Annotated in this window: 16 protein-coding genes; 7 read left to right on the forward strand and 9 right to left on the reverse strand. The window is 33.8% G+C overall.

From position 1 onward, the window contains the following. Nucleotides 1–30 precede the first annotated feature (30 nt). Genes asd through QMD61_07885 form a run of 8 tightly spaced genes read right to left on the reverse strand, consistent with a single transcriptional unit; the run spans nt 31 to nt 6,711 of the window. Nucleotides 31–1,074: an aspartate-semialdehyde dehydrogenase gene (gene asd / locus QMD61_07850; GenBank protein ID MDI6724544.1), complete on the reverse strand. Its 1,044-nt coding sequence runs from the start codon at nt 1,072–1,074 to the stop codon at nt 31–33. A 44-nt stretch (nt 1,075–1,118) separates the two neighbouring features. Then, nucleotides 1,119–2,276, reverse strand: coding sequence for a phospholipase D-like domain-containing protein (locus QMD61_07855; protein ID MDI6724545.1), 1,158 nt, complete (start codon nt 2,274–2,276; stop codon nt 1,119–1,121). A gap of 49 nt (nt 2,277–2,325) precedes the next feature. After that, on the reverse strand, nt 2,326–3,144 hold the full coding sequence (gene dapB / locus QMD61_07860; GenBank protein MDI6724546.1) for a 4-hydroxy-tetrahydrodipicolinate reductase: 819 nt from the start codon (nt 3,142–3,144) through the stop codon (nt 2,326–2,328). A 55-nt stretch (nt 3,145–3,199) separates the two neighbouring features. After that, nucleotides 3,200–4,093 (reverse strand): 4-hydroxy-tetrahydrodipicolinate synthase, encoded by an 894-nt coding sequence (gene dapA / locus QMD61_07865; protein MDI6724547.1) that lies wholly within the window; start codon nt 4,091–4,093, stop codon nt 3,200–3,202. Continuing rightward, complete coding sequence (locus tag QMD61_07870) at nt 4,090–5,313, reverse strand: aspartate kinase (GenBank protein MDI6724548.1); 1,224 nt, start codon at nt 5,311–5,313, stop codon at nt 4,090–4,092. The genes dapA and QMD61_07870 overlap by 4 nt, the downstream gene beginning before the upstream one ends. 18 nt (nt 5,314–5,331) lie before the next feature. Then, nucleotides 5,332–5,523 (reverse strand): 30S ribosomal protein S17e, encoded by a 192-nt coding sequence (locus QMD61_07875; protein MDI6724549.1) that lies wholly within the window; start codon nt 5,521–5,523, stop codon nt 5,332–5,334. Then, entirely contained in the window at nt 5,516–5,821 is a 306-nt protein-coding gene (locus tag QMD61_07880; protein ID MDI6724550.1) for a chorismate mutase, read from the reverse strand. Before QMD61_07880 ends, QMD61_07875 begins: the two co-directional genes overlap by 8 nt. 23 nt (nt 5,822–5,844) lie before the next feature. Next, nucleotides 5,845–6,711: a shikimate kinase gene (locus QMD61_07885; protein ID MDI6724551.1), complete on the reverse strand. Its 867-nt coding sequence runs from the start codon at nt 6,709–6,711 to the stop codon at nt 5,845–5,847. 190 nt (nt 6,712–6,901) lie between these two features. Here QMD61_07885 and sppA point away from each other — a divergent pair, with 190 nt between their 5' ends. From sppA to moaC, 5 genes are all read left to right on the forward strand, one after another. Then, nucleotides 6,902–7,807: a signal peptide peptidase SppA gene (gene sppA / locus QMD61_07890; protein MDI6724552.1), complete on the forward strand. Its 906-nt coding sequence runs from the start codon at nt 6,902–6,904 to the stop codon at nt 7,805–7,807. Nucleotides 7,808–7,916: 109 nt separating this feature from the next. Next, nucleotides 7,917–8,183: an MJ0307 family thioredoxin gene (locus tag QMD61_07895; GenBank protein ID MDI6724553.1), complete on the forward strand. Its 267-nt coding sequence runs from the start codon at nt 7,917–7,919 to the stop codon at nt 8,181–8,183. Between the two features lie 8 nt (nt 8,184–8,191). Continuing rightward, nucleotides 8,192–9,298 carry a cobalt-precorrin-5B (C(1))-methyltransferase CbiD gene (cbiD, locus tag QMD61_07900; protein MDI6724554.1) on the forward strand — a complete coding sequence of 369 codons (1,107 nt, stop codon included), beginning with the start codon at nt 8,192–8,194 and terminating at the stop codon, nt 9,296–9,298. Nucleotides 9,299–9,318: 20 nt separating this feature from the next. After that, complete coding sequence (locus QMD61_07905) at nt 9,319–10,389, forward strand: glycosyltransferase family 4 protein (protein MDI6724555.1); 1,071 nt, start codon at nt 9,319–9,321, stop codon at nt 10,387–10,389. 52 nt (nt 10,390–10,441) lie between these two features. Next, nucleotides 10,442–10,912 carry a cyclic pyranopterin monophosphate synthase MoaC gene (moaC, locus tag QMD61_07910; GenBank protein MDI6724556.1) on the forward strand — a complete coding sequence of 157 codons (471 nt, stop codon included), beginning with the start codon at nt 10,442–10,444 and terminating at the stop codon, nt 10,910–10,912. A gap of 25 nt (nt 10,913–10,937) precedes the next feature. Here moaC and QMD61_07915 read toward each other — a convergent pair whose 3' ends face one another. Further along, the gene (locus QMD61_07915; GenBank protein MDI6724557.1) at nt 10,938–11,294 is read right to left on the reverse strand and encodes a DUF5518 domain-containing protein; all 357 of its coding nucleotides are present in this window, start codon (nt 11,292–11,294) and stop codon (nt 10,938–10,940) included. Nucleotides 11,295–11,460: 166 nt separating this feature from the next. Between QMD61_07915 and QMD61_07920 the strand changes: the two genes are divergently transcribed. Both QMD61_07920 and QMD61_07925 read left to right on the forward strand, forming a co-directional pair. Further along, nucleotides 11,461–11,970: a DUF308 domain-containing protein gene (locus tag QMD61_07920; protein MDI6724558.1), complete on the forward strand. Its 510-nt coding sequence runs from the start codon at nt 11,461–11,463 to the stop codon at nt 11,968–11,970. 160 nt (nt 11,971–12,130) lie between these two features. Then, a complete protein-coding gene (locus QMD61_07925; GenBank protein MDI6724559.1) occupies nt 12,131–14,224 on the forward strand; it encodes a DEAD/DEAH box helicase in 2,094 nt (697 codons plus the stop codon). The last annotated feature ends 8 nt before the right edge of the window (nt 14,225–14,232 follow it).

Raw genomic sequence — 14,232 nt, forward strand, 5'->3', positions numbered from 1 at the left:
AATAAAAAGAATTGATTGAGATATGTAAATCTACATTATCTCAGATATAAGTTCTGCATTCAAAATAGAAGCGCCTGCTGCACCCCTTATTGTATTATGCCCAACTAAAACATACCTAAGACTTTTATCAAATGCAGCATCCTTTCTGATTCTTCCAACAGTGACCGCCATTCCATTATCTGTATTTCTATCCATTCTTGGCTGCGGCCTGTTTTCTTCTTCCCTGATTACAACAGGATTTTTTGGAGCTGAATACAGATCGAGTTTCTGTGGAAGACCTTTAAATCCATTGAGAGATTTTTTAATATCATCTATTTCAAATTCATCCTCAAATTCAATGAAAACAGCCTCTGTATGACCATCTACAACCGCAACCCTATGACATGAAGCGCTTACTCCAAAATTTGCTGGAGTAACTTTTTCACCATCAAAATCACCGAGTAAATGAAGGGTTTCAGTTTCCATTTTCTCTTCTTCCCCTCCAATAAACGGGACAAGATTATCTACAATTGCCATTGAAGGAACACCATTATATCCTGCACCTGAAACGGCCTGCATAGTTGAAACATAAACTCTTTTTATATCATACTGGTCATAAAGAGGTTTTAAAGTAATTGTAAGCGCTATAGTAGAACAATTAGGATTTGTAACTACAAAACCATCCCATCCCCTGTTTTTCTGCTGAAGTTCAATCATGTCCAGATGTTCAGGATTTACTTCCGGTATTACCAGAGGTACATCTGGCTCCATCCTCATTGCACTTGCATTTGACGCTACAATGCATGATCTGGCAAACTTGGGCTCTACAACCGCTGCAGTATCTGCCGGAAGTGCAGAAAATACTATATCTACATCTTTAGCTTCCTTTGGATCTGTATCTACCACAGTTATGTCCTTTACACTTTCCGGTATTTTACTATCAAGATACCATGTTGCTGCGTCTTCATATCTTTTTCCTGCTGATCTTGCAGATGCTGTGAGTGCAGTGATTTCAAACTTTGGATGATCCGCCAATAGTTCGATGAATCTCTGCCCAACCATTCCAGTTGCTCCGAGAATACCTACGTTTACCATATAAAATCACCTATAATCATATTTAGGAAGTTGATATTATAAATCTATTCCCCTAACAATTTTATTTTTCCATCATATTTTTGAAGTCCTAACCTTAATTCACCATCATAAACTTTTGTATATCCATTTATTATCTCAAACATGATACCTACTTTTATTTTTTCTTTAGGAACTACATTGTCCCAGAGTTCTAAAACAATATCTCCAGTATTGTCTCTAATTTTTACAAGAGTAAGTATTTTAGTGCCATGTTTATATTCCAGCTCAATTATGTCTTCAATTTTTACTATTTCTCCTTTTATTTTAATCTGACTTAAGCCGCTTTTTAAACTTTTTATATTAACAAATCGGTTTATCGGTGAAAATCCTTTAATGGTGAATTCCCTGAATCCTTCTATTTTACCAACCTTTCCAGAAATTTCAACTTCTTCCCCAATTTTAGAGGTTTTAAGTCTCTCATTAGTACCTATAAATTTTATAGCTATGTCCTTTCTTTTTTTACCCAGTACATACGCTTTATTATTATCCAAATATCCTAAAATTCCATTGAACTTTACAATCCCATCATCTGAAATGCTGAACTTTTCTTCTTCCATGATTTTGTTAAAATCCTTCCGGTGTCTCTGAAATATCCCTGATAGATGATAGGACTTACAGGATAATACGTATTCATCATCAACATATTCTTTTGAAGTATTATGACTCCATAACCTTAAAAAAAATCCAACAGCACCTTTTACCGCATTATTATCTTTTGTGTAAAGATTTGCTTCAATTTGAGGCTTTCCTTCATAATCTCTGGTCGATCCAAGTCCACTGCCAGTTAGATTAGAAGAACCTACAATCATTTCCTTGTCATCGACTATTATCATCTTCGCATGGATGCTGTTATTATATTTTATGGATATATTTTCTCCAAAAATATTTTTCCACCGTTCCACATCATCCAGTTGATGTAATCTTCGAACCACATCCTCTTTTTCAAGTTTAGTAATTAAATATACTTCTAAATCTTCATTTTTAGATAATGCATTTTCAAAAGGAATAACAAATTCTTCTCCAAGTGTGATCCATGGATATATAATATAAATATGGTTTTTTGCCCTGCTTATCATATCATGGATTTTTCTTAAAGCACTTCTATCTTCCCTCAGGAAAGTAGGAACAAATTCCGTTGTTGATTCGTGTTTCTTAAAAAGCATCTATCCGCCTCAAAAAAATAAAAATAATCGTTACAATGGTTTATAATTATTATATACCCAAAACGTCTGCCATGCCACTTATCTTACCTTCTGGTGCTCCCACAACATACCTGACAGCTTTAATTACCCCATTAACAAATGCCTGTCTGCTGTGAGCCCTGTGAACTATTTCAATCCTTTCTCCATCTCCGGCAAAAAGCACTGTGTGGTCTCCTACTATGTCTCCTCCACGAACAGCATGCATCCCAATTTCTTCTTTGGTACGTGCGCCTACCATTCCCTGTCTTCCATAAACACACACTTCATCTTTATTTCTTCCAAGTTCATCAGCTATAATTTCAAAAGCCTTAACAGCAGTTCCTGAAGGTGCATCAGCCTTATGCTTATGATGAGCTTCAATTATCTCAATATCATAATCATTTAAAATACTTGCAAGGTCCTTTAAAACTTTAAAGAAGACATTTACTCCAACTGCCATGTTAGGGGCTATAACTGCCCTGATTTTATTGGTTTCAATGGATTTTCTGATCTCAGCCATTTGTTCATCTGAAAATCCAGTGGTTCCAACAACCAGATCAACACCACACTCGGCTGAGGTTTTAATTGTTTTGACTGCAGCATCAGCTATTGTGAAATCAACAAGAACATCAGGTTTCTTTTCCTTTAAAACTTCTGAAAGATTTTGAGCACCATTAACAGCAACATCCATTTTTCCAACACCTATTACTTCACCTACATCTTTTCCCTCTAAAGGAGTATTTGGTGCTTCTATTGCTGCTATTACTCTCATATCATCCTGTTCTAGTATGGTTTTAATAATTTTTGAACCCATTCTTCCACATGCGCCTGTTACAGCCACTCCAATCATTTTATCAGTCTCCAATAAATTTAAAATAAATAAAAAAAATTTTTTATTGCTTGAATCAAATTAAATCAAGCTGTTCAAGCACTTCTTTTAATTTAGCTTTATTTTCATCTTTAAGAGGTGCAAGAGGCATTCTGACAGGACCTGCTGGCCTTCCCATTATATTTAAAGCTGTCTTTGCTGGAACGGGATTTGTCTCAATAAATAATACTTTCATAAGATCATATAGCTCGTAGTGTGCTTTACTAGCTGCTTCAAAGTCACCAGCCAATGCATAATTAACCATTTGACTCATACGAGCTGGATCGACATTTCCCACAACACTGATAACACCTTTTGCTCCCATTGCAATCATAGGGAGTGTAAGGTCATCATTTCCTGACAAAACCATGAATTTATCAGCTTTACCAATTTCATCAATTTTTTTAATTATTTTAGACACTTTATCCAGGTCTGGATTTGCTTCTTTTATAGCAACAACATTATCAAATTGTGCCACTTTTCCAATAGTATCGACGTCTATATCCGTACCTGTTCTTGAGGGTACATTGTAAACTATTATTGGAATATCAGTAGAATCATTCATCAATTTATAGTGCTCATAAAGACCATGAGGTTGCGGCTTATTATAATAAGGTGTTATAACTAACGCAGCGTCTGCTCCTGTATCTTCTGCATGTTTTACAAGTCCAAGAGCCTCCTTAGATGAATTACTTCCAGCACCAGCAATAGTTGTAACTCTACCATTTACCTCATCAATTAGAATATCAACTAGCTTACGGTGCTCATCATGAGATACTGTAGCAGATTCTCCTGTAGTTCCAGCTGCTAATATCCCATCAACGCCCTTTTCAATTAAGTAATTTATATTTTCACGAATTCCATCCTCATCTATTTCATCATCTTCTGTGTATGGCGTTACCATAGCTACGGTTGTACCTTCCAACTTCATTTTAAGACACCTTTTACAAGTTCATAAGCCTTTCTGCCGTCATTCCAATCTACGAAAATGACAACAGAAGTTTGACTTGAAGAAATTTCAACAATATTAATCTTATTTTTCTGTAAAGGTTCAGTAATTTCTGCGATTACCCCAGGAGTGTCTATAAAATCCTGGCTTGAAACACTAATCATTGCTATTTCCCTTCCAAGGGAAAGAGAACTTAATTCATCAGTTTCAACAACAACATCATGAAGAACTTCATGAGCATGTTCTGATTCTGCTTTATTTATGAACACTGTTATTGAATTCTGTCCTGTAGATATTCCATAAATGTTAATTTTATGTTCTGCAAGTGTATCTGTGATCTTTGCTAAAATCCCGGTTTTAGTAAGGATTTCTTCCCCAACAACAGCAATAACTGAAATTGGTTCACTATTTAATGTTGCACTTTTAAGCAAATTATTACCATTAGAAGGTCCAATTATCTCGGTTCCCGGAGCAGATAAATCTCCATGTTCATAACCGATTATTTTAGCATCTATTTTCGGATCTTTATATTTTAAAGCATGAGGATGTAAAACTTGTGCTCCATGAGTAGCAAGATCTCTCATTTCCTCAACAGATATCTTATCAAGCTTTCTAGCTGTAAGAAGTTTATTTGGATCAGTTGACATCACTCCATCAACATCAGTCACAATAATGACTTCTTCAGCATTGAGGCAATGTCCAAGCAGAAATGCTGTTATATCGCTTCCTCCCCGACCTAAAGTTGTTATATTTCCTGATTCATCTTTTCCAAGGAAACCACAGACTATAGGAATTATACCTTCATCTACCATCTTTTTGATTTCACTTGATTTTTTCTCTGTTGCTTTAAAGTCAATTTTTGCACTTAAAAAGTTGTTATCTGTACTTATGGGCCAAGTATCTTTATAAGGATCTACATATTCAGATTTAACACCTAACGATTCCACTGTAGCTGAAAATATTCTTACACTGGTCATTTCACCCATTGAAAAGACTTCTGCAAGTTGTTTATCTGTTATAGATTTACCCATAGCGTCATCTACAACCTTCAAAAACTCATCGGTCGTTTTATTAATTGCAGATACAACCACTACTACTTTTTTACCTTGCATATATTCATTTACAACAGATTGCGCTGCTTTCTTAATCCTTTCTCCATTTCCTATAGATGTTCCTCCGAACTTGGCCACTATAATTCCCATTAAATGTCACACCCACAGTCATTGCGATTCTTGTCTAACCAATCTGGTTATGTATCCTGCAATTTTGTTTCTAAGATGTTTAGTACTGACTGTTGAATATTCTTCCACTAATTTCTTATTCTCATCAAAGTCAGTTGTGAATTTACCTTCGTAATTTTCTATTAATTCTTTTGCAGTTCTTTTAACAAATGATGTTCTTATGTTACCCATTGGTATTCCTCCTGAGTATTTCTTCCTGTTCTTTTTTACTTAAATCAGTTAAAATTTTCATGATTTTTTTAACGCAGCTTTCATCTAATTTATTTTGTTCTGCTATTTTTTTTGTTTTATCTTGAATATAATCTTCTCTCTTTTTATCTTCTATTTCCATACCTAAAACAATCTTAGCATTGACAATATCTCCTGCAAGAGATGTTCTTTTTGCTATTAGATTTATGATTTCTTCATCTATTTTGTCTATTTTATCTCTAGACCCTTGAAGAATTCTTAAAGCTTCAGCCCTATCCACAATTCATCACCTTTAAAGATGACCTAAATAGCCTTAATTACAGTACCTGCATTATCAACTTTAGTACGAATAATATTTCCCTGATATGATTTCCATGCATCCAAAACATTATCAAAGTTTTTATTATCAACTACAGCCACAAATGAAGGTCCTGTTCCAGACAATCCAGATGCAATTGCACCGGCATTTAACGCATCAAGGGCAATATTAGGATTAAATTCAAGCGCTGCACAATATAAAAGCCCATTTAAAGTTAGAGCTTTATAAATATCTCCATTTAACGCAAGATCAAATGCGAACTTAACATAAGGAGCAAGAAGTTTCATTCTTCCAACATCTGATTGTGCAGTTAGTGATTTTTTATTAGGTATATATATTAATATGTTTTGCTCTTCCATGTTCTCTTTTTTTAAAATTTTTCTTTTCATATTGTCAGTAACTGTTAAGCCACCATAGAATGATGCACTGGCATCATCAAATGCACCCGTAATAGTAACTCCTGCCTCCAGTGAAGAGTCTATAGCCATATTTAGTATTTTAGAATCATTTAAATGGAAATTAGCACCATATTCTTCAGATAAAGCCAAAACTGTTGCCATTGTAACTGCATTTGAAGTTGCACTGCTGCTGGAAAGACCTGATGCCACCGGAATATCCGAATAAGTCTTAACCCTAACACCAGTATCAATATCAAAACTCTTAAGCACATTCCTGACGCATATTTCCATTAAACTTGTATCAACTTCTTTATCCGATTCACATTTTATTTTTGATGCCTTTAATTCCACTTCTGCTGTAAGATATAATTCAATGCCGAATGCTGCGCCGTAACCTGTAGCTATAGCATTAATTACAGTTGCAGAACCTGGTGATTTAACAATAGTCTTCAATTTACCACCTTTTTGGTGTTATAAATAATCAGTTCGATAGGAAATTAATAATTATCTTTTTATATCATTTAAATATTTATATACATTAAACCCGAAATGCAAAATCAATAAAAATGGTGCGAAAACTCAATGTATATATAACTATCTGAGAATTATATAAATTAATATAATGTCGATTAAAAGTGATAAAATGGATAAAAATACTAAAATACTATTAGGATTAGGTATTTCTGGAATTTTCCTTTTATTTATTCTTTTAATAGGAGCAATAATCCTTATTGCACCTACAATAGTAGATAAAGTAGCAGTTATACCAATCCAAGGTGAAATTGCATATGGATCATCCAATATATTTGGAGGGAATGTAGCTAATCCTGAAGTTATAAAAGATCTTATTAAGCAAGCTGAAGAGGATGATTCTGTAGGAGCAATCCTATTAGATATTAACAGCCCAGGAGGAACACCTGTTGCAAGCGAAGAAATTATGGATGCTGTTAAAAACTGTAAAAAGCCTGTAGTTGCATGGATAAGCGATACTGGTGCGTCAGGGGCATATCTTGCTGCTTCCCCTGCAGATAAAATCATTGCGGGTCCTTCATCACTTGTGGGAAGTATAGGAGTGATATTAGACATAACCGATCTTTCAGAACTCTATCAAAAGATTGGAGTGGATAAATATGCGATTAAAGGTGGGGAATACAAAGACATCGGGGCTGACTACAGAAAAATGACTGCTGAAGAGAAAAAAATGCTGCAAAATATGGTGAATGAAAACTATGACCATTTCATTGCATTAGTTGCAGAAAACAGGCATTTAGATAAGAAATATGTTAAAGGTATTGCAGAAGGACAGATATATACTGGAAACCAGGCTAAAAACCTTAAATTAATTGATGGTGTGGGAAGTAAAGAACAGGCCATTGATACTGCTGCAAAAATGGGAGGAATAGAAGGAGAATATGAAATTATCACAATGACCCCTCCAGAATCATTAGAAGACATTTTAAGTAATTTCTCCTCTAAAATTGGATATTCAATTGGAAAGGGAATTGGAAGTTTATTAGAGGAAGATACGATTAAAAATATTTTATATTAAAAACGCTGGCAATAAGTTTAAATCCTAAAAAAATTAAATATGTATTTTATTGAAACAGAAAATGAATGAATCTGAATTAAATTTAGCATATTCAAACGGAGGTTAAATAATGACTGTTAAAATTGAAGTATTTACATCTCCTTCATGTCCATATTGTCCTATGGCCATAGAAGTTGTTGATGCAGTTAAAAAAGAAATGCAAGATGCTATTGAAGTTGAAAAGATTGATATAATGAAAGACCGCGAAAAAGCAATAGAATATGGATTAATGGCAGTTCCAGCAGTGGCCATAAATGGTGTAGTTAAATTTGTAGGCGCTCCTGAAAAAGAAGATCTTAAAAACGCCATACAAGAAGAGATGCAACAAGCGAGTTAATCAGAGAGATGGAAAATAACAGTGCTCCTCTTAATAAAGAGTTTAAATATAAAAAAACAGTTACTAATAAAAATTTTCCTTTTGGCATTACTACAGGAAGCGCGGCAGCCGCAGCTGCTCTTGCAGCCTTCCTTTCCATTAAAAATAACGTGAAATATGTGAATATAAAAGCTCCTGTTGGAACGCTTGAAATTCATGTAGATTACGCGAAAAAAATAAATTCTAATTCTGGAAGGGCTTGTATAATAAAAATGCCCTATAATGACCCTGATGTCACAAAAAACCTTCAGATATGTGCTGAGGTCAGTTTAAGAGAAGATGGTCAAATTAAGATTAAGGGTGGAAAAGGTGTTGGAAAAGTAACAAAGCCTGGATTGCAAGTTCCAATTGGAAAACATGCTATAAACCCTGTTCCAATGCAAATGATACATGATAACATTAGGGAAGTTCTTCCTGAAGGCATTGGGGCTAATATAACGATCTATGTACCTAATGGTGAGAAAATATCTCGAAAAACCATGAATGAACGATTAGGTATAAAAGGAGGGATTTCTATTCTTGGAACAACTGGTATCGCTCGTCCAATGTCTTCTAAAGCATACATGGAATCACTGGTTTGTCAAATTGATGTGGCAATGGCCGAAGGGTTTAAAGATCTTATTTTTGTTCCAGGTAATATTGGAGAAAGACTTGCAATTGATACTTTAAATGCTCTTCAAGACCAGATAATTCAAATGGGGAATTTTGTAGGTTTTATGCTGGATAAAGCTGCCCAAAAAGGCGTGGAAAAGATTACTCTATTTGGACATGCAGGTAAACTTATAAAGATTGCTGCAGGTATATTCAATACAAAAAATAGTGTTGCCGACGGAAGACGTGAAATAATTGCTGCATATTCAGGCATTTTAGGTGCAGATAAAGATTTAATTTCAGAAATTTTTAAATCTAAAACCACTGAAGATATGATAGCTATTTTAGATAGGGAAAATCTCACCCATGATGTTTTTAATGCAATAGGAACAACTATAAAAGAGAAGTGCCAGGATAAATATAAAATGGATTTTGATGTTTTTATTGTAAAAATGGATGGCACTATTTTGAATAAGAAAAAATAAAAATTATATGGTGAAAATAGATGAACATATGCATGGTAGGATATTTTCCACCCCATTTAGGAGGAATTTCATCATATACATATCTTTTATCAAAGGAACTGGTTAAACGCGGTGATAAAGTTTTTGTATTAACATATCCACATGAAAACATAAGAAATATTGAAGAAATCAACGTCTATACTGCCTCAACTTTAAACATAAAGGGACTTAGAGGATTTATATTTTTTTTATCAGCAACCGTTAAATTAATGAGCATTATAAGGAAAAAAAAAATTGATCTTGTGCATGCTCACTATATTATGCCTCCCGGACTTATAGCTGTTATCTGTGGCATGATTTTGGGAGTTAAAACCGCAGTTACAATTCATGGGTCTGATATATTCGTTTTAGCCCGTAAGCCACTTATTAAAAGTGTGATTAAATATGTTTTAAATAAATCTGATTTTGTTTTTGTTGTTAGTAATTCAATAAAAGATAAAGTCTTAAAATTAGACATAAAAGATATTGAAAATAAGCTTAAAGTAACCTATAATGCTGTTGACATTCAAAAATTCAGACCAGACCAGGAAAGTAATTTTAAGGAAGAAATGAAAATTGATCCCCTAAAGCCAGTGATACTCTTTATTGGGAATTTAGTATGGCAAAAAGGTGTTGAATACCTTATAAGAGCAAAAGAATTCCTTAATGAAGATGCAGAAATTGTTATTGTTGGTGATGGGCCCTTATTTAGTGAACTTAAAGGCATCGTGGAATTTGAAAATATTAAAGGAATTAAATTCACCGGAGCAAGGAACGATATCGAGAAAATAATGTCTTCAGCCGATATTTTTGTCTTACCCTCTTTATCTGAAGGGCGCCCTACCGTAATTCTTGAAGCTATGGCTTCAGGCAAGCCAGTTATAGCAACAAATGTTGGTGGAATACCTGAAATAGTAAATGACCAGATAGGAATACTTATTAGTCCTGAAGACTCTGTAGGACTTGCAGAAGCAATAAATAATCTACTGGAAGATAAAGAATTAATGGAGAAAATGGGGAAAAATGCAAGGGAACAATCAATGCAGTACGCATCAATAGAAGTTCCATACTAATAACCAAAGTTTTATGTCCATATCACTATTTTAATTAACGGAGTTGTGTTTAATGGAAGAAAAAGAATTTACGCACCTTTCCAAAAAAGGTGTCCACATGGTAGAAGTGTCAGATAAACCTGTTGTAAAAAGAACCGCTATTTCACGAGGTAAAATACATTTAAATAAAGAAACAATAGATTTAATAGAAAAACAGGAGATCAAAAAGGGTAATGTGCTTACAACAGCTCAAATCGCTGCTATTAGCGCAGTTAAATCAACACATCATCTTATCCCCCTATGTCATTCCCTTAAAATAACAGGCGTTGATGTAGCTTTTAATGTAGGAAAAGAAAATATAGAAGTAGAAGTAAGTGTAACAACGCTTGGAAAAACGGGGGTTGAAATGGAAGCTCTTACAGGGACAAGTATAGCTCTTTTAACAATTTGGGACATGGTAAAAAGCGTTGAAAAGGATGAAAATGGGCAATATCCTGATACAAGGATATCAGATATAGTTGTTGTCAAAAAAGAGAAGAAATAATGTTTTTTAGTATTCTATTTTTAAATTAAGTTCCTTTTATTGCTCCACCAATTGCTCCACCAATTCCCATGAGAATTAAAGATTGTATAATTGATAGAATTACGAGAACTATTCCTGTTGCCAGCCCTGCTAAAAATCCTGCAGCACCTGCGAATAATGTTCCCAAAATCACAGCCAGTATAGCAAGGACAATTCCACCAAAAGCACCAGCTATGGCCGCATTCCAGGCTCCATTCAGGGCGCCATCACCAACCATCAGCCCCACAATCAACCCTGCTATGAATAATCCGAGATAAACTCCCCAATCACCCAATAAACCAAATAACCATGACAATACTATGGACAAAATAAATCCTATTACTACTGCTCCCCAATTTACCATTAAGATACCTCCTTAATATAATAATATTATTATTTATTATTTTATATATTTTTCCTTTTTAGATGAGACTATTTTTTAAATTAAAGCCATGATCACAATATTTGATTGATAAAATATGTAATATATTTAGTAAAAAATTTATTACTTAATGATTATATTAATTAAAATGAATAAACTTTCAAATGATACAGGAAAATCAGTTGGCATCATAGCCATAATATTTGGCGTGTTTGTTATCTCACTTCTATTTATTAATCTATTTTTATTAAATCAAATTTTAGGGATTGGAATATTATTTACGGGGATATGGTTGTTAATATCAAGTATTGACGCCTATAAATATAGTAAAAGTGAAAGTATAGTTTATTTAATACTTTCAATTATATCAATTGTAACAGGATTAGGATTATATTTAAATTTAACTTCTTACTGGCTATATGGAAGTAGATGGATTTATTTAACAGGTTTAATAATATTGATAACAAGCATAATAGCTTTTTTAGGGCCAAGTAAAATAGAAAAAGCAGCAGGAATTATGGGGGTGATACTAGGAATTCTATTTCTTTCATTATACTTGTACGCTGCAAATCTTTATGTTTTAGTTATTATTACAGGTATTTGGCTAATTATAATTGGGATAATTCAATTCGTGATTACATCTGATGAAACATGGTAGTACATTAAAATTTAAATTAAAAAATCAATATCTCTACTAAAATCTCATTATTTTCATTAATAACCTAAATTTTAAAGAATTTTGAACTTTAAAGGTTATTCTATTGAAATATTTTCATTGATTAGAATAGTATAAAAACCATAATGAACTATTTAAGTTCATGGAAACAGTAAATTCGCAGGTCAAAGATATAATCAGTGATTGCTATCCTACGATTAAAGAGCTAAATCCAGCGCAAAAAGCTGTTTTAGATTCAGGTTTACTTAAAGATAATTCTAATTACATTATTGCAATACCAACAGCAAGTGGAAAAACCCTTCTTGGATTGATTGCTGCATTAAACACCATTTTAAAAGGTGGAAAAGTTGTATATGCCGCACCTCTTATTTCAATACAGAATGAAAAGCTTTCAGAATTTAAAGAGCTTGAAAAATTTGGAATAAGTGTAGGTAAGCATCCTAAAACCTCAGATCTTTCAGTTATGGTTTTCGAATCATTTGATGCCCTTACACGCTTTTCATGGAATTCGCTTCGAGAAATAGATCTTCTAATAATCGATGAATTTCACATGATTGGTGAATACTCAAGAGGTCCAACAATAGAGTGCGCAATAACACGTGCAAGAATTATAAACCCTGCTATAAGAATTATTGCACTTTCAGCAACATTAAAGAATATGTATGAACTTTCAAGCTGGTTAAATGCAGAAGTTGTGGAACATGATTACAGACCTGTACCATTATACAAAGATGTTCTTATAACTGAGGAATATGAATTAAAAAATAAAAATGATATGGTACTGCGTGTTTTAAATGAATCAATTGAAGATTCCTCCCAGATACTTGTTTTCGTATCAACAAGAAGGTTTACCGAATCTCTCGCCAATTATATTTCCGGAAAAGTAAAAAAAAATATTCCGAGGGATAAAAAACTTAAATTTAGGGAAGTTGCCCGTAAAATTCTTGAAGTACCTGAAAGGAGAGGGTCACGCCCAACATCTATATGCCTTAAACTTGCAGAATGTGTTGAAAACGGAATTGCATTTCACCACGCTGGCCTTTTTGACAAACAACGCCAGATAATAGAAAATGAATTCCGTGCAGGAAACCTTTACATGATAACAGCCACACCAAGCCTGATGTATGGAGTAAATTTACCATCAAAAAATGTTATTATAAGAGATTACACCCGCTGGACATCTCGAGGTCCTCAAAGCATTCCAGTATTTGATTACGAGCAAATGTCAGGACGTGCAGGTCGGCCAGGTTACGATACTGAGGGACACTCATATTTAATTGCTAAAAGTCTTGATGAAGCTTATAACCTGAAAGATCATTACGTATACGGAGAAATAGAAGTCACAAGTTCCAAACTAATCGAAAACAAGGACGCTGTTTATAAACAAATAATAGCTCAAATAGCATCTACATTAGCAAAGAGTCCTCAGGATCTCATTGAATTTTTCAGTGAAACCTTTTACGGTTTCCAGATGAATAATAATGAATTTTTTGGTGCTCTTTCTGTAGATACAATGGAATATGAAATTAATAGCGCACTTGAATTTTTAATTCAAAATTGGATAATCCAGATGACTCCCGAAGGACTAAAAGCAACTGATTTTGGAAATCTCATTGCAAGAAGCAACTATTCAGTAGAAACAGCTGTTAGACTTAAGGAATATGCAAAAAGAACTACTGAAGTTGATATTAACCAGCTCATTTATGCAATTTCAAGGACCCCAGACATGCCCAAAATTTCATTCAAAGGCCGAAAAAGCAAAGAACCTGTTAGAGACATACTAAATGATAAGGGAGTTTTTTCAGTGGAAATTGGAAATGATGAAGCCACTACAGCCGCTTTACTTGAATGGATAGACGAAAAGAGCGAATATCAAATAGAAAATGCCTTCAATGTTTATGCTGCAACAACAAGAAGAGCTGCTTATGAAGCTTCATTAATGATAAAGTTCTTTAAAGAGATATGTGAAATATTGAACACATTTTCACTTTCAGATGAGCTTGATAAATTGTCTGCAAGACTTTATTATGGAGTCCGTGATGATATTATCCCTCTTGTTGTAAGTGTTAAAAGATTAGGTCGTAAAAGGGCACGTACACTTGTAAATGCATTTGGAAATGACTTAAGGTATGTATCAAAGGATGAATTAATTAAAATTGATGGTATAGGTCCCAAAATAGCCGAATCTATTATGAATAAGTTTGGCAAGAATCAATTCGCCAAATTCCAGCCATAAATTTAATT

Origin of the sequence: Methanobacterium sp. (assembly GCA_030017655.1) — an archaeon.
Lineage (GTDB): Archaea > Methanobacteriota > Methanobacteria > Methanobacteriales > Methanobacteriaceae > Methanobacterium_D.